At 65.9% G+C, this 17,803-nt stretch carries 8 protein-coding genes; 3 read left to right on the forward strand and 5 right to left on the reverse strand.

What is annotated here, in order from left to right; genetic code table 11:
- Positions 1-189: 189 nt before the first annotated feature.
- The 5 genes from MTX34_RS25150 to MTX34_RS25170 form a co-directional block, all read right to left on the reverse strand.
- Positions 190-1,599, reverse strand: coding sequence for a plasmid pRiA4b ORF-3 family protein (locus tag MTX34_RS25150; RefSeq protein WP_243611175.1), 1,410 nt, complete (start codon positions 1,597-1,599; stop codon positions 190-192).
- Between the two features lie 377 nt (positions 1,600-1,976).
- The gene (locus tag MTX34_RS25155) at positions 1,977-3,014 is read right to left on the reverse strand and encodes an LpqN/LpqT family lipoprotein (RefSeq protein ID WP_243611176.1); all 1,038 of its coding nucleotides are present in this window, start codon (positions 3,012-3,014) and stop codon (positions 1,977-1,979) included.
- Between the two features lie 38 nt (positions 3,015-3,052).
- Positions 3,053-3,892: an HAD family hydrolase gene (locus MTX34_RS25160; protein ID WP_243611177.1), complete on the reverse strand. Its 840-nt coding sequence runs from the start codon at positions 3,890-3,892 to the stop codon at positions 3,053-3,055.
- 28 nt (positions 3,893-3,920) lie between these two features.
- A complete protein-coding gene (locus MTX34_RS25165; protein WP_243611178.1) occupies positions 3,921-5,135 on the reverse strand; it encodes a metallophosphoesterase in 1,215 nt (404 codons plus the stop codon).
- A 106-nt stretch (positions 5,136-5,241) separates the two neighbouring features.
- On the reverse strand, positions 5,242-10,338 hold the full coding sequence (locus tag MTX34_RS25170; protein WP_243611179.1) for an AAA domain-containing protein: 5,097 nt from the start codon (positions 10,336-10,338) through the stop codon (positions 5,242-5,244).
- A gap of 173 nt (positions 10,339-10,511) precedes the next feature.
- Between MTX34_RS25170 and MTX34_RS25175 the strand changes: the two genes are divergently transcribed.
- The 3 genes from MTX34_RS25175 (at position 10,512) to MTX34_RS25185 (ending at position 17,663) form a co-directional block, all read left to right on the forward strand.
- Entirely contained in the window at positions 10,512-11,114 is a 603-nt protein-coding gene (locus MTX34_RS25175; protein WP_243611180.1) for a dihydrofolate reductase family protein, read from the forward strand.
- A gap of 14 nt (positions 11,115-11,128) precedes the next feature.
- A complete protein-coding gene (locus MTX34_RS25180) occupies positions 11,129-11,800 on the forward strand; it encodes a TetR/AcrR family transcriptional regulator (RefSeq protein WP_243611181.1) in 672 nt (223 codons plus the stop codon).
- 385 nt (positions 11,801-12,185) lie between these two features.
- Positions 12,186-17,663, forward strand: coding sequence for a carboxyl transferase domain-containing protein (locus tag MTX34_RS25185; RefSeq protein ID WP_243611182.1), 5,478 nt, complete (start codon positions 12,186-12,188; stop codon positions 17,661-17,663).
- The last annotated feature ends 140 nt before the right edge of the window (positions 17,664-17,803 follow it).

Consider the following 17,803-nt stretch of genomic DNA (forward strand, 5'->3'; position numbering starts at 1 on the left):
GACACAAGGCCCGACTCTTGGGGGATAAAACCTGCCAGGCCACACGTCCAACCTCGTATCCCAGTCCGTGAAGACCAGGTCGGTGTCCGTCGCTCTGACTCGACAAAAGTTACGCCACCAACCCCACCAACGCAAATCGCCAGGTCAGGGGCTTCCGCGGCGTGTTCGACCCGCTGGACGCCCACTGGATCAGGTCAACAAGGCGTCGCGCGCGAATCTTCTGGACCAGCTCGGCGAGTCCGAACCACCCTCGCGGAAGTAGAACTGCGGACCGTGTGCACCTATGAGGTCGAGGAAACTCACCGTGGCCTGCGCGGCGAATTGAGCGTCGAACACACCGGAGTCTTCGCTTGCCCAACCCAGCTCGGCCACGGTTTCGACCAGCATCTCGTTGCGATGTGTGGACGATGCCGATGCCGCGAGCGCGATCAAGAACAGCGTCGCAGCGTCGGTCTCGTACGATTCCTTGCCCAGCGGCAGTCGCGATGCTGCATGTCGCCACATCCCGACGGGATCCCCGGCCAGGCCTGCGCCGAGTTTCGTGCGCAACAACCGCCCCTTGGATACCCGGGTCAATCCGAGGTTCCGTACGGCCTCGCGCAGATCCGTCACCTGATGGTGGTCGATTTCGCGATTGCTGGTTCCCACCCATCCCAGGCCCCAATCGAGCTCCTCTCGAATCGCCGCCACGAGTGCCGGCTTGAGGTAGCCGGCGTCGGTCAGGGCTACTCCGTCGTCGCCGATCATCTCGAGAAACCACGTCAACTTGGCCATCGCGACCTCGGCGACAGGTAGGTCCACTGAACTCTCGATGGTCAGTTCGCACCGAGGCAGCAGCGCCATCAGTGCCGGCACCTCCGTGGGCCGCACCCGATCGAAGAGTCTGCCGATGGCAGGTGCCGTCGCCACGGCCTCGGCGAGAACCGACCGTCCCATGTCGAGTGCATGCAACACCTTGTTGACCGCTTCGACGTCGAACGCGGCCGGGTCGAACGTTGCACCCCATTTGGTGGTCAGGACGGAGAATTCGGGATCGGCCGGATCGGATGCGATCTCGAGGTCCTGCGCATAATGCGACGGCCCGCCACAGTCCTCGGGTGGGCAGGCGCGCGCTCCATCGAGACAGACGGATCGCAGGTCGTCGATATCGGAATCGATCTCCTCGAGGACGACGGTATGTGTCCATCCGTCACCGAAATCGTAGTCGTAGGCCAGCACGGATCCGCGTGCTGTGAGTACCTCGTCGATCCGAACCCGCTCTTCGCTCACGGCCTCGTCGTCCGGTTCGTCGGCGAGAGTCTCTGCCATCTCGAATCGCCGAGTCGCTCCGGCAGCTCTGATGCTGAAAGCGTGCATGTGCCGGTCCTCCCAGCCCAGTGCGCACTGCAACACAGAGTGCAGTTCGGACAGCAGCACATCCGACCGCACCCGCACCCGACGCCAGATCTGCGGTCGCGTGTGGTCGATGGTCACTCGGAGCACCAGGTTGACCAGGGTGCGCCCTGCGCCCCCTACTGCACCGCCGTCGGACTGCTCGTCGGGATCGGGCATGTCCGGGACCACCGACAGGTGCCGGGCGCGGCCGGTTCTGATCGACATGCGGTCGACCCTAGTCGGACCGACCCAGGGGTCGCAGGCGTCGTACGCAATGGACGGAAAGGTGCAAGCGCGGCCACCGGGTTCACCTTCTCCTCTGCGGTGCCGATCTTGCATCCTCTCGCAACCCGCTCTGTCGTATCACCTGGCAGCGCTGGAGACCGAATTCGGCACGCCACCGCTCGACCGACTGCCCGTGGAGTGCGGCCGACGGTTCTCGCCGGCGACTTCGACTCGTGTGTGTCGGAACGCCAATCAGCAAGAGCGACAGGATATCTCACACTTTCGCTCGGCTGTCCCCTTCCCGACCGGGCGAAAATCTCACCCTCGACGTATCGTGATTTCTCCTGTTGCCACAGAAGAATTCGATCGGTCCGAAGCTACGATCCGTTCGTCGTCAACCCGTCGTTGATTGCGGCGACGTCGAAGGCCAGCGCGTCGAGCTGCGACGCCAACGTCGTCACCGTCAACTGCACCAGGTACTGCGTATCGACGCCTACCACCACGTACCGTGTCGTCACTGCGGCTTCGAGTTGCTCCGCGACGTAGGTGCCGCGAATGAACCTCGACGGCCAGCCGAGCCACGGTGCCTCGGATGCCTCCCGCTCCACCCAGCCCGGCATTGCGCGTCCGTCACCGAAACCCAACGCCATCAGCGCGTCCGGGTCGATCGTGCGCGAGAGCGCACCGACCAGTAGAACGGCGTTGGGCGCAAATCCGTTCTCCACGAGATTCGGTTCCACGATCACCTGGGTCGCTCCGGGAAATTGCGCGGGATCGAGTGTCTGCCATCCGGCGGGAATCGGCACGGTGATGCCGACCTCGGCCGCGGCGGCACCGTCGAGCGGAGACACCCGCAACGAATGTGCGTTCAGGTACTCGGCGATCGTGGTGGGCTCGGACGAGTCGGTCGGCAGGGCGTCGTTCACAGCAGGGCCTTTCGTAGCGGACGATTCGCTGGCACGCCAGAGGTTACCTGCGCCGTCCGATCCGCCGCAGATCCAGAGGCAATGGCCGGCGGGGAGCTGCGCGCTGTGCGACTCCAACCAGCCACCGACTGCGTCGAGCATGGCGGTTCCGTCGTCGAACGATCCCGAATTCGGTTGCGCAGCAACCGCTACGCCAACCCGTCCGGCAACGGTGGTGACGATGCCCACCTGGCGTCCCTCGTGACCACCCCCGACACGCGGCCCCCAGCCGCCCTCGAACGCCGCGTCGGACATTTTCCCGAGTCCCCATTGCTGCTCGGGCACACGACTGTTCATCATCTCGACGACCGGTGCAGCGTCCCGGACACACGACAGGCCCGCAGCGAACGTCGCCTGATCCTGCGTGGACCACTCGGTCTGTCCGAATGCGCTGAATTGGGCGGCAACCACGATCCAGATTCCGCCGCTCCCCTTCTTCGGCGGCTGCACTGGAGGGTCGCTGGTGGCGAACACCGGCGGGCGGGGCGCTACTGCCTCGTGCGACTCGCAGTGAGTTCTTCCAGATAGCGCGCAACCGCGTCCTCGTCGTTGGATGCGAGCACTCGATCGGCAACTGCACGCACCGACTCGGTAGCGTTCGACGGACACAAGGCGGTGCCCGCCCACGCGAGCATCGGTAGATCGTTACGCGCATCCCCCACTGCGGCAACCGAATCCCCGGAAATTCCCCACCGCTCGCACAACTCCTGCAGCGCGCTGGCCTTCGAGACTCCCGCGGCGGACATCTCGATGTAGGGGGCACCGGAGTGCGTCAACTCCACCCCACCGAGGCCGGCCGCAGCGACGAGTTCGTAGAGTGCCTCGCTGGACGTATCCCTGTGCCGAGCAACGATTTTGACTGTCGGCTCGACGTCGACCGACAGCCCATGGTCGGAGAGTTCCATCTCGTGCGGCTGTCGATGATGGTCGGCGAAGACGCACAGTTCGGCGTACCGGGCCTCGGCCACGAACCGCGTGGCACCGACCGTCGCAAACGCGACACCGGGTACAAGTGAACGCACGGTGGACTTGACCGATGCCACTATCTCGGCCGGCACCGACCTGGTGCTCACGATGGTGGGAGTGCCGCCGGCCAGATCGAGCACCACAGCTCCGTTGGCCCCGATCGCCGTCCCGCGGAATCCGCAGGAGGCAGCGAGCTCGTGAATGGAATGCCGGGCGCGGGCAGTAGCCCACACCACCCTGATTCCGACAGCGTCGGCCGCAGCCATTGCGGCGGCTGTGCGCGCAGAGACGGTTCGGTCCGAACGCAACAGTGTGCCGTCGAGATCGGTGGCGACAACGACGACCTCTTCGGAGCTGTTCACCACACCGATACTGCCAGGTGTTGCGTGCTCAGCTCGCGACCAACGTCAGTACGGAGATCTCACTGGGTGCGAACACCCGAAACGGCGGACCCCAGAATCCCGATCCGCGGCTGGTGTACAGCTGCGTTCGTGCACCGTGCCTGCTCAGTCCGTGCACCACCGGCTGGTCGAGTCGTACCAACGCCGAGAACGGCCATATCTGACCGCCGTGGGTGTGGCCGGAGACCTGCAGGTCCACACCGGCACGGACCGCGTCGTCGATCTGCTTCGGTTGATGAGCCAACAGCAGGACGGGAGTCGAGGGATCGGTGCCGGCAAGAGCACGAACGAGATCGGAGCCGTGGCCGGGCGCACCCGACCCCTTCGCCGTGGCGTCGTCGACGCCCGCGATGATCAACTTCTCGCCACCGCGATGGAGCACCACATGGCGATTGTGCAGCGAATTCCATCCGAGGTCCTCCATGTGATCGAGCCACGCCTGCGCCTCGCCGAAGTACTCGTGATTGCCGGTGACGTACACGCGCGCCGCACTCGCGAGCATCGACTCCAGCGGAGCGGCCTGCTGACGACGCCGATCGACCGACCCGTCGGCGATATCTCCGACGTGAGCCAGGACATCCGGTGCGAGCGCATTGACCGCGTCGGTCAAGCGATGCGACCAGGTCGTCCTATCGAGCGGTCCGAAGTGCGTGTCGGTCACGAGAACCACTCGTAGACCGTCGAATCGAGCCCCGAGCCGGTCGATTTGGACGGTCGTGTGCCGGACTCGTGGTGTTCGCATCGCCTCGTAGTGACCCCAGACCGCGAGAACGACGACCACGATCACGGTTGCCACCGAGACGATGCGCGACCGAAGAGGGTCGTCGACCCCGGCGACGAACAGGCCGAGTCGCAGCAACAGCGAGAGCACAGACCAGACGAACGCTATCCAGACCAGCCCCAACAGCACGTCTCCTACGCGCGCCCAGCCATCCTTACCGGACCTCTCGGGGCCGGGCCGATGACCCAGATACATCGCTGTCGGTAACGCGACGACGGCGACGACCGCAACAACGGTGCCGACGACCTGTGCAACCACCGGCCACTGCGTGCCGGCGAACACCACGGTCCAGGTCGGCACCGCGAACAGTGCAGCGCAGACTCCGAATACGACGGCGGGCAGTAAGATTCGCCGCCTGCGCGGACGAACCTGCCGATCCGGCGAAGCCGACCGCTCGGGGTGCTGCGTCTGTCGATCCGTCATCGGCGATGAACCTTCTCTGCTCGTCCGTTCGCGAAACCGAGGCCAAGACTACGTCGACTCCGCGGAACCGGCTCCAGCGCCGAGCCCGGCAGGTCAGGAGGAGGAGCTAGGGCCGACGGCGCGTGGTGTATCCGCGAAGCCCGTTGAGCGGCAATTCGTGTTCGGCAATGCCCTCGTCCTCGGACTGCTCGGGGCCGCTGCCCGGCCCGGCGTCGGTCGAGTCGATCTCGGCCGAAGTCTCCTGTGCCTCGGACTCGTCGGAAGTACCGGACCCCGCCGACTCGACAACGGTCGAACGTCCGCCCTCGGCGGTGGAGTCGCCCACTGCGTCCGCCACATCGGCCTCCCTACCCCGGTCGGTGGCCGCCGTTGTGTTGTCGATCGGAGCGTCGGCAGTAGGTGTGGATCCATTGGCCATCGCGGAACGGCTCGATCCCGAGGACCCGTTCGGCGTTCCCGACCCGTTGGTCTGACCCGACCCGTTCGTTGCGTTTGCTCCGTTCGTTGCGTTTGCTCCGTTCGATGCAGCCGGGGACGGTGTGTGGCGGTCTGCTCGTCGAGTGTCCGGTCGGGTCGGCTCGTCGGTAGGGATGTCGATGCGCGGCATGGACCACAGGGACAACACCGATTCGTGGTGTGCAGCCGCGTCCGCATTGTCCGTGGTCTCGAAGACACCGGAATCGTCGAACTGCGACGATTCGAGGGGAACCGGCGTCCATGCCTCATCCGACGCTGCAACCCCGTCCACGACAACGGTATTGGGCTTGATGCCCACCCGGGCCAACGTGCCCCAGAGGCTTTCCAGTGCCGCTTCGCGGTCCAGGTAGTACTCGGATTCACGGACCCGCCAGAACGTCCAACCACAACGCTTGAGTTCCTGCTCTCGTCGCAGGTCCGCCAGCCGTTGGGCAGGCGTCGAGAGGAAGGTATCGCCGTCGCATTCGACGGCGAGACGCGAGGATTCACCCGTGACGACAAGGGCCAGACGCCGATTGTTCACTTCCACACCGGGATTGACGTGGAACCCGCGCTCGACGAGGTCGTTCCACAACTGCTGCTCCAGCAGCGTCTCGAAAGGGGCCTTACGTATCTCGCGCGAGACGTTCACCGGCATCGGATCGGCAGGCGCGGGCGAGACGGAGGTGACGTAGCTCAGCAACGAGTTGCGAAGATCCGCGCGCTTGAGCCGATCGACCGTCACCGAGTGGAACAGCCACAGCTGATCCTGTGCTCGCGACGCTGCCACGTTGAACCGCCGCTTGTACTGATTGGCTGTCAGAGTGGCGAAATTCTGATCGGGTGCCACCACCATCGACAGGAACACGACGTTGCGTTCGTCGCCCTGGAAGTCCGGTGGCGTCCCCACGCGAAGCCTGCGCTGTTCCCACTGTTCGATGCCGATGCGTTTGATCAGTTCGTTGCGAATTTCGTCGACCTGCGATTGTCCCTGCAGCACAACCACTCCGAAGGTCAGGTTGTCGTAGGCAGAGTCCTCGAGACACTCGGCGATCTGGTCGGCGATCGCGATCGCCTCGGTGCGGTTGACGAGCGAAGCATTCTTTCCGGTGACCGTCGCTCCGCGAACGTACGTGTGCCGCAACGGCGGCAGCCTGTCCGCGCCGAACTGCCGCACGGGAACGAGCGGGGAATCTCCGTAGAACTGCTGACTCGACCAGTTGATGATCTCGGGCATCGAGCGGAAGTGCTCACGCAACCGCACCACCTGACCGAACCTGGTGCGCAGCATGGAGAACAGGCTCGACCTGGGCGTCAGCGTCGCACGCACGTGTTCGGGTAGATCGGGCAGGTAGACGTCCAACCGATCGAACACGTCCTCGAGAGTTCCGGTCTGCGGAACTTCGGCTGGTGCACACTGCCGGTCGTCACCCACCACGATCACGCGGGGAGCAAGGTACAGCAGGAAGAGACTGGTGATGTCGGCCTGACTCGCCTCGTCGACGATGACCACGTCGAAACTGTCCGGCACCGGCGGAATCGATGCCAGCACCTGCGAGAGTGGCATGACCCAGGCGGGCACGGCGCTCTGCGCTTCACGCATCGCCGATCGCGCTGCGCTGCGGTAGGTTTCGGCGTATTTGCCGGCCCCGGAACCGATGCTCGAGATGTGCTCACGGTACGTCTGCAGCGCACGCACCTCGACGGCGGTCATTCGTTCGAGACTGTTGCGCCAGGCACTGGCTGCGGCGAGACGCGTTGTGAGGTAGGCGATGTCGGTATCCGCAGCGGTCAGCTCTGCTTCCAGTTCCTGCTCGAGACCGCCGTGGTGCTGCTCACCGACCCACTCGCGTGCCCGACGCCACGCCCAGGCCTTCGACATCTGCCAGCTCAGCTCGTCCCATTCGACATCGCCGGCGGTGTCCCTGACCAGTTCGAACAATGCGGGTGCCACCTCGGACAGCGACGCCGACATCGAGTCGAGCAGAAACTGATCCTCTTGCTCGGCACACGCCTGCGAATACGCTGCGACAGCGGCCGCCAGTTCCAGCGGATCGGCAGCACTCAACGCACTCACCAGATTCGATCCCTCGGGCGAAGGCCCGGCATCGATGCGAGTGGCCACTGCGTATTGCAGGGCATCGAGCTCGGCACGCGCGGCATCGATGTCGATGCGCGTGGCGATGGCACGGGCGGCCCCGGCGATCTCCTGAGCTTCGCCCAAGCTCCGAATCCACGGTGCCGCAGGCGAAATGGCGTACAGCCGGTGCACCAGGGCATCGCGAGCGGAGACCAGTGCAGACACCAGGCCCAGCCGGTCGGCAATCCTCGCCACGTTGTTGACTCGAATCGAACGCGTGCCGTCGAGCGGAACGACGATGGCAAGGTCGGCCAGCAGCACAGCTGCGGTCTGCACGGTCTCGAGCGCACGGATGTGTTCGGCCACCAGGCGTACAGCCATCGCCGTCGTGGCGGGTTGCCCGTCCACGGTGGCGACGATGTCGAGAGCCTCGACTGCCTTCTGTTCCTCGCTGCGACGGAACCGGGGCTTCCATTCGATACCCGACTCGAGCGCGCCGGCGAGTGCATCCATCGCGGTCAGAGCCGTGGGCGAACTCGAGGAGCACTGGACATCGTGGGCACCGACGTAGCGGTCGGAGGCAGCGGCCGTCTCGACCATAGCGTCGATCCCGCTGACCCGAGACCACAGGTGGGAGGCTTCGCCGGACAACACGGAATCGGTCAGTCGCACGTAGGAACCGTCCAGTTCGGCGACCGCTCGAACCCGGGCCGAAAGCTCCTCGCACAGCTGCCTGATCTCGGAGGACACCGCTGGTTCCACACCGTCGAGCAACGCGACGAGATCGGCTGCGTGCGTCGAGAGAGCATCGATCCGTGCCCCTGCTCGCAGGCAGAGCGACGCGAGTTCGGCCGAGTTCGGCAGCATTGTCTCCGGACGCGGGAGCACCTGACGCGCGCGCAGTTCCCGAGTGCCGTCGGAGCCGACGATGAGCGTGCGCAGCCGATCGACCTGGGCACCGTCGAGCGGTGGCCGATCGGCGAGCAGGGGGCCCGGCAGCCATTCGTGGGCGCTCTCGGCCGCTTTGACCTTGCGAACTATCGATGACACCGTGCCGTCGTATCCGTCCGACACGTACTCGTGCACAACGGTTTCGGACTCACGGAGAGCACGGACACGATCGAGCAGGTCGGCCCGCCGAGTCAGAGCTGCTCCGCGCTGCATCGTCAGCGCCTCGATCTTCTGCACCTCACTGGCCTCGTCGAAGGAGGTCTTCCGCTCGGCGATCTTGGCAACGCTTCGGTTGAGCTCGTCCGATCCACCGCGCGAGAGGTCGGTGATGGACACGCAGAGCTCCTGCAGCTCCGGTGGGAGCTTGTCCCGCAGCACCCGCAAAGCTTGTGACTTTTCACTAGTGACCAGGACCCGCTGACCGCGCGCCAACAGCCCGGACATCAGATTCGCGATGGTGTGTGTCTTGCCCGTCCCCGGCGGGCCCTCGACCACGACGCCGCTGTCACGCCCGAGCCGTTCGATGATCTGCGACTGCTCCGCGTTGGCGGGCAGCGGAAACAGCGGGTCCTCGGCCAGTACCGCCGACTCCCCCGCCCCGGTGCGTTCGAGCCACGCCAACCGTTCGGCGGGCTCGATGGCGTCGACCAGCTGCGCGAGCCCCAGAGGCACGGGAGATCCGGCGAATTCGAGGTCGGCGAGCATCTGCTCGTAGTACTCCACCAGCGCGAACGAATCGCGGACCCGGAGAACCAACGCCGGTGAGATGGTCAGAGTTCGGTCGTCGTCGATGTAGGCCAGGGCTCCGGGCGGTCCGAGGTGATCGAGCACCTCGATCTCGTGCCGCGGAATTCGCGCAGCCCAGTTCCTCAAGAACTTCTCGACCCCGGCACCGATCGGCGACGCGACCGTGTCGTGCAGTTCTTCGGCCATCGCCACCGAACCGGACGTATCGAAATCGTCCGAACCCGTCAGCAGCTGGCCGTCCTCCAGCCGCGGGGTGGTGCTGGCCGCGAGGCGAACCAGAAGATCACCGGTACGCACGTCCCGTTCGATGCTGGCCGACTGCGTGATCAGGTGGGTTCGGACGCTGCGCTGCGGATCGGGGCTGCTCGACGTCAGCAGCCCCGAGGCCACCACCAGTTCGATCGACTCGGGTCGCGACGCGAGCTCCTGCATCATCAGTTGCAGAGCCTGGTACAGCGCGGCCTGCGGACGCCGGTCCCGATCCTCCTGCGCCCATTCCTTCCACGACTCCGAGTACTCCTCGAAGGCCTGCTTGATCTCGTAGGCCTTGCGAATATCGAACTCGGCATCGGATTCCTGCGCCTCGGCCCGACGGCGGGACGTCACCGACGCCGCGTCGGCCAGCTCGAGTTCGCGATAACGACTGTCTGCGACGACCTGGGGATCGAGCCAACCCGACAGCAACGCGGGCGGCTCGGGCGGCTCGTCGACCGCGATGCGCGGCGCGCGGAGCACCACACCACCCTGTTTGGCCCGCGGGTCGAGCTGCATGGGAACGTCCCCGGCGTGCACCCACTCGACCTGCACGTGGTCGTCGAAACGCAGCACCGGGTTCGAACGCGCCTCGACGATTTCGCGAAGGAAGCGCAGCAGGCGTTGAACCCTGCTCTTGAGCTCGTCGTCGTGTTCACGACCGGTAGCCGCTGCAGCCGTCACAGTTTCCCCACAGATACTCGAATGGTCGTCCATTTCAGGGACGGTGTTTGCACACCCGGGCCACACTAGCCGTTGAAAACCAGTTGTTCGTCGCGTCCTGAGCGCACAAAATACGTTCTAGTGCTGGGTCACAAAGACCCACTTCGGTCGCTGGATTCACCACAGCGGACGCGTCGGCCCACGGGCCGAACCACGACAGGAGCCGAATGCGCAAGCTGGTCTACTACATCGCCGTCACCCTCGACGGGTTCATCGCCGCGCCGGACGGCACCTACGACAGTTTCGTGATGGAAGGCGATCACCTCGAGGCGATCAAGACCGAACTGCCCGAGACGTTGCCGGTTCACGTACGGGCCGCATTCGGCCTGGACGCTCCGCCCACTCGATTCGACACCCTCGTCATGGGCCGCGAGACGTTGCAACCAGCGCTCGACGTCGGGATCGCCAGCCCCTATCCCCACCTGCGCCAATACGTTCTCTCTCGCACCCTCGCCCCGCCGGACGACCCGACTCTCACCGTGGTCAACGAGGATCCGATCGGACTCGTCAGGAGCCTCAAAGCCGAGGAGTCCGAGCTGGACATCTGGATCTGCGGCGGCGGAAATCTGGCCGGTCAACTGCTGCCCGAGATCGACGAGCTGTTCCTCAAGGTCAATCCCGTCGTACTCGGCCGCGGCATCGGCCTGTTCTCGTCCGGCATCGGCCCCGATCCGTTCCCCGCCCAGCTGTTCGAGCACGTCGAATCACGCCAATTCGACAGCGGGGTGAGATTCACCCGGTTCATCCGCCCGGATGCTCGCGAACAATGACGTATAAAGACTGAATGCCTGCCGCGACGGAGCCAGACCGTGAGCTGCCGAATCGGGAGCTGCCGACCACCCCGCGCGGACTGCGAACCCGATCCTCGCTCGTTGCGGCCGCGCGTCGAGTCTTCGAGGACAGCGGCTACCTCGACTCTCGCCTGATCGACATCACCCGCGCCGCTCGATGCTCCGCCGGCACCTTCTACACCTACTTCACCAGCAAGGAAGAGATCCTGGCCGCAGTGCTCGAGCAGGCCAGGGACGACATGCTGCATCCCGGTACCGAGCGAGTGGACCCGCACGACGATCCGGTTGCCGTCGTGGCCGCAAGCAACCGCGCCTATTTCGAGGCCTACCAGCGCAACGCGAAGCTGATGGCACTGCTCGAGCAAGTCTCGAACATCGATCCCGAGTTCCGACGTCTCCGACGCGAACGCGCCGATGCCTTCGTCAGACGCAACGCCCGAAGCATCGAGAGCCTGCAGAGCCGGGGCCTGGCCGACGCCGAACTCGATCCTGTGCTCGCCTCCCGCGCTCTGTCGTCGATGATCAGCAGGCTTGCGTTCAATCACTTCGTCGTCGACGCCGCGGACGACCGCGCACCTGCGGAGTACGAGAGCCTGCTCGCGACGGCTACGAGGCTGTGGGTCAATGCGCTGCGACTGCCGAATACGAGCGAAAAGGGCGGGTGAGGGAGACCGCACTCGGCGACCGGACGACCAGTTTCAGCCGTCGGCTCGGGTTGTACTCGCCGGTAATGTACTCGCCGGTAGCAAACTTGTTCCTCGAATCGCGAATTACGCCTCCCGCCAACGCTACTCGCGAGTACGTTGACGGGTCGTGCAGATGCTCGCGATCCATCTCGAACGAAAGAGCCTGCCACAGAATAGGATTCGATACTTGGTGATCAATCACACTCACGCCGAACGCCGTTGGCGATGCACAGGGCTTGATTGCCGTTAGAATGAGCCGATCGGGGTGCCACATGATGAGCAAGAAATCGACATGCCCGGCACCGATTCACGTTCCATCGAGTGCACCGAGGCGGTGCGCCCACACCGAGCGAAGAGAGATACGTTGTTCAAGCGGATTGCAGTAGTCAACCGAGGCGAGGCGGCTGTACGCCTGATCCGAGCCGTCCGAGAGCTCAACGCCGAACACGATTACGGCATCCGCACCGTAGCGCTGCACACCGAGGCGGAGAAGCGGGCGATGTTCGTCCGCCAGGCCGACGAAGCGGTCACGCTCCGTAAGCCTGCCACCGGATCGGCGTACCTGGACTACGACGTACTCGAAGCCGCGCTGGTGGAGTCCGGTGCCGACGCGGTGTGGGTCGGGTGGGGCTTCGTCGCCGAGGACCCGACGTTCGCGGACCTCATCGCTCGCCTGAACATCACCTTCATCGGCCCGTCCGCCGACGCCATGCGTCTGCTCGGCGACAAGGTCGAGGCCAAGATCCTCGCAGAGAAGGTCGGCGTCCCCGTCGCACCGTGGTCCGGCGGACCCGTCGAGACCCGCGCGGACGCTCGTCGTCACGCAGCGGCGATCGGCTACCCGCTGATCATCAAGGCCCGCTCGGGCGGCGGCGGCCGCGGTATCCGCAAGGTCTTCCACGAGGACGAACTCGAACTCTCCCTCGAACGCACTCAGGGTGAGGCCGAGCGCTCGTTCGGTGACCCCGTCGTCTTCCTCGAACGTCTCGTCACCGATGCCCGCCACGTCGAGGTTCAGGTGATCGCCGACAGTCACGGCAACGTGTGGGCCCCGGGCGTGCGCGACTGCTCGATCCAGCGCCGCAACCAGAAGGTCATCGAGGAGTCCAGCTCACCGCTGCTGACCAAGGAGCAGGCCGATCAGCTGCGCACCGCCTCGGCCGAGCTCGTCAAGGCCGCCGGATATCAGGGCGCAGGCACCGTCGAATACCTGTACCAGCCCGAGCAGAAGATCTTCACGTTCCTCGAGGTCAACACCCGCCTCCAGGTCGAGCACCCCATCACCGAATACACCACCGGCATCGACCTGGTGAAGCTGCAGATCCTCGTCGCCGACGGCCAGGCACTGCCCGGCGAGTGCCCCACCGAATTCGGCCACGCCGTCGAGGCCCGCCTCAACGCCGAGGACGCAGACAACGGCTTCGCTCCGGCTCCCGGCACCGTCGAGCTGCTCAAGTTCCCTCTCGGCACCGGCATCCGCGTCGACACCGGCATCGCGCAGGGCGACGTCATTCCTCCCGACTACGACTCGATGGTCGCCAAGGTCATCGCCTGGGGCCGCGACCGCAGCGAAGCGCTCGCGCGACTGCGCAACGCGCTGCGCGAGACCACAGTCGTCATCGACGGCGGCACCACCACCAAGTCGTTCCTGCTCAGCTTGCTCGACCGCGAGGAAGTCATCTCCGCCTCCGCCGATACCGGCTGGCTCGACCGCACCGAGGCCGGCTCCCAGGTGGGCCCGACGGCCGTGGCCGACATCGCGATCGTCGCCGCAGCGATCGACGCGTACGACGCCGAGGAAGGCCGCGAACGCACCGCGTTCCTCAACTCCGCCCGCGGTGGCCGTCCGCGCGCCACCCATGCCATCGGCCGCACGGTCGAATTGAACTACCAGGGCCAGGCCTACAAGCTCGAGGTCGGCCAGACCGGCACCCACCGCTACAGCATCGACGGGGACGGCATCGGTGATCTGCAGGTCGACGTCGAACGCCTCGGCGTCTACGAGAGCCGTCTGGTCATCGGTGACCGTCGCTACCAGGTGGTCACCGTCGCCGGACCCGCGCACTTCCTCGTCGAGGTCGACGGCATCAGCCACCAGATCTCACAGGACGAGGCCGGCCTGGTCCGCGCACCGGCACCCGCCGTCGTCGTGGCCGTGCCCGTTGCCGTCGGCGACGAGGTCGAGGCGGGACAGACACTCGTCGTCCTGGAATCGATGAAGATGGAAACCGCCGTCCGGTCCCCGTACGCGGGCACCGTGCGCGAGGTACTGGCCTCGGTCAACGGACAGGTCGACGCCGGAGCCGCGCTGCTGCGCGTCGATCAGGCCGGTGAGCAGAAGGTCTCCGAGCAGGCACCACGCGTACAGTTCCGCGGTATCGACGACGCAGCGCAGCGTTCGCCGCAGCGTCGCGCCCTGGACCGACTCGACGAACTCGCCGCCCTCATCACCGGCTTCGACGTCAGCGGAGCCCGCGCACGAAACCTGTTGTCCACCTACGAAACTCTGCGCGCCGACGTGCCGCGCAACGATGCAGGGTTGGTCTCCGCCGAGCTGGATCTGCTCAACACATTCGCCGATATCTGCGAGCTCTCCCGCAACCGGCCGACGATGGACGAGGAGAGCACCGACGAGCGCGTGCACTCCCCGCGCGAGCACTTCCACTCGTTCCTGCACTCGCTCGACGCAGACGTGCAGGGTCTCCCGGATTCGTTCCGCGCCAAGCTCACTCGCGCCCTGGCGCACTACGACGCTGCCATCGACGAGGGTCGTACGCCCGAACTCGAAGAGGCCGTCTACCGCGTCTTCCTGGCTCTGCAGCGCATGGAGAACCAGGTTCCGGTCATCGCCGCCCTGCTCGGCCACTGGCTCAGCGACTGCTCGGCGCAGCCCGAGGCGACTCCGGCCATGGCCGAGGTCCTCGAGCGACTGATCGGAGCCACCCAGGCCCGTTACCCGGTGATCGGCGACGTCGCGCGCAACCTGCGCTTCCGGTTGTTCGACGAGCCACAGATCCGCAGTGCACGCGAGAAGATCTACGACGGCGTCCGCGGCAGCCTGCAGTACCTCGCCGAGAACCCCGACGCGGCCGACTACTCGGCCCGGATCGCCGCGCTCGTCGCCACCCCGGAACCGCTCATCGAGCTACTGGCACAACGGATCACCGATCCCGGTGCCCTGCTCGAGGTGATCACCCGCCAGTACTACGAGATCCGCACCCTCGAAGACGTCAAAGCCTTCGACCGCGACGGTAAGCACTTCGTCACCGGCAACTTCGAGCTCTCGGGTGAACGGCTGCATCTGGTGTCCACCGCAACCGATTTCGACTCGCTTGCAGCGACTCTGGACTCGGTCGACGACATCGCCGGACCGGCACCGGAGAACCTGGCCGTGGACCTCTACCTGTCCTGGCCGGACGCTCCCACCGACGGCGACGAGCTCTCGGCCCAGCTTCAGGCCGTCCTCGCCGCCCACCCGGGCACCGGCCGCTGGCGTCGCGTCACGGTGACCGCCTTCGGTTCCGCCGCGCGAAAGATGACCTACCGTCGCACCACGGTCGAGGGGTCCGAGCCGCTCGCCGAGGACACGATCATCCGGGACATGCACCCGCTGACCGGTCAGCGACTGGACCTGTGGCGACTGAAGAACTTCGACGGAGTTCGCCTGCCCGCCAGCGCCGGAACGTACCTGTTCCACCTGACGTCGAAGGACAACCCGTCCGACGAACGACTGGTCGCACTGGCCGAGATCCGCGGCATCACAACACAGTTGGACGACGCCGGCAACATCGTCGCGGTACCCGAGATCGAACGGACAGTCGCGGCCTGCCTCGACGGAATCCGGCGCGCCCAGGCCGGGCGCGGCAAGAAGCGGCTCGACGCCAACCGCGTCGTGCTCTACGTCTGGCCGGTACTGAACGTTCCCGCAGACCGGATCGCCACCATCGCCCGGCACATCGCGCCGCTGACGATCGGCGCCGGCCTCGAGGAGATCACGCTCATCGCACGTCTGGCCGAAACGCCGGGCGCGACGCCACGCGAGGTCGCACTGCGCCTGTCGTACCGCTCCGGTGCAGGCATCGTGGCCAAGGTGACCCCGCCGCCGACCGAGCCGATGCGTCCGCTCGACGAGTACACCCAGAAGGTGCAGCGCTCCCAGGCCCGCGGCACCGTCTACCCGTACGAGCTGATTCCGTTGCTCAGCAGCAACGGTGGAACGTTCACCGAGTACGACTTCGGCTCCGACGGCGTGCTCGCACCGGTCGACCGCCCCTACGGCCGCAACACTGCGGGCGTCATCGTCGGCGTCGCGACCACACCCACTGCCAAGTACCCCGAGGGCATCACCCGCGTCGCGCTGTTCGGTGACCCGACCAAGGCACTGGGCACCGTTGCCGAGGCCGAGTGCTCGCGGATCGTCGCTGCCATCGACCTCGCCGAGCAGCTCGGCGCACCCGTCGAATGGTTCGCATTGTCCTCCGGCGCAACGATTTCCATGGAATCGGGCACCGAGAACATGGACTGGGTCTCGCGTGGTCTGCGTCGCATCATCACCTTCACGCAGGCCGGCGGAGAGATCAACATCGTCGTCGCAGGCATCAACGTCGGCGCGCAGCCGTACTGGAACGCCGAAGCCACGATGCTCACCCACACCAAGGGCATCCTGGTGATGACCCCCGACAGCGCGATGGTGCTCACCGGTAAGCAGTCGCTCGACTACTCCGGTGGCGTCTCGGCCGAGGACAACTTCGGTATCGGTGGCTACGACCGCGTCATGGGCCCCAACGGCCAGGCGCAGTACTGGGCACCGAACCTGAGGGCCGCGTGCGACATCCTGTTCGCGCACTACGACCACGCGTATGCCGCACCGGGAGAACGCTTCCCGCGCCGAGCAGCCACCGCAGACCCGACCGAGCGCGACGTGCGCACCTACCCGCACGTACACCCGTCCAGCGACTTCACCACCGTCGGCGACATCTTCTCCTCGGTCACCAACCCGGACCGCAAGAAGCCGTTCGACATTCGCACCGTGATGCGCGCTGTGGTGGACCAGGACCACTCGGTCCTCGAGCGGTGGGCCGACATGGCCGACGCCGACACCTCGGTGGTGTTCGACGCCCACCTCGCCGGAATCCCGGTGTCCGTGATCGGCATCGAGTCGCGGGCCATCCCCCGCAAGGGCTGGTTCCCCTCCGACGGCCCGGATCAGTGGACCTCGGGAACCCTGTTCCCGAACTCGTCGAAGAAGACCGCACGCGCCATCAACGCCGCCAGCGGAAGCCGGCCGATCGTGGTGCTGGCCAACCTCTCCGGCTTCGACGGATCACCGGAATCGCTGCGCAACATCCAGCTCGAATACGGAGCCGAAATCGGCCGCGCCATCGTCAACTTCGACGGACCGGTCGTGTTCTGTGTCGTCTCGCGCTACCACGGCGGCGCGTTCGTGGTGTTCTCCGGAGCACTCAACGACAACATGGAGGTCCTCGCAGTGGAGGGCTCCTTCGCCTCCGTGCTCGGTGGTGCCCCCGCAGCAGCAGTGGTGTTCACCCGCGACGTCAACGCCCGCACCGCAGCGGATCCGACCGTCAAGGAACTCGAGACTGCGCTGAACACCGCCGACGACGACGCCACCCGCTCGGCCCTGCGCGTAGAGCTGGCCACCGTGCGAGCGAACGCCCGCAACGCCAAACTCGGTGAAGTGGCAGCCGAATTCGAGGCCATCCACAACATCCAGCGTGCGCAGAACGTCGGATCGGTGCACCACATCGTGCCCGCCGCCGAACTGCGCCCGCAGCTGGTCGCAGCCATCGAACGCGGAATGGCGCGGTCGCTGGCGAAGTAGGGCTCAGGCTCCACGCAAACGCGCGCGCGTTTGCTGAACGCCGCTCAATGTCAAGCTGTCTGGAGTCGGTTGTTGTTGATTCCGACGGTTGCGGGCGGTTGTGGTGTGCAGGGGCGGCGGCGGAACCGTTCGGGGTGTCG

The sequence above is a fragment of the Rhodococcus sp. ARC_M5 genome (assembly GCF_022810405.1).
GTDB lineage: Bacteria > Actinomycetota > Actinomycetes > Mycobacteriales > Mycobacteriaceae > Rhodococcoides > Rhodococcoides navarretei.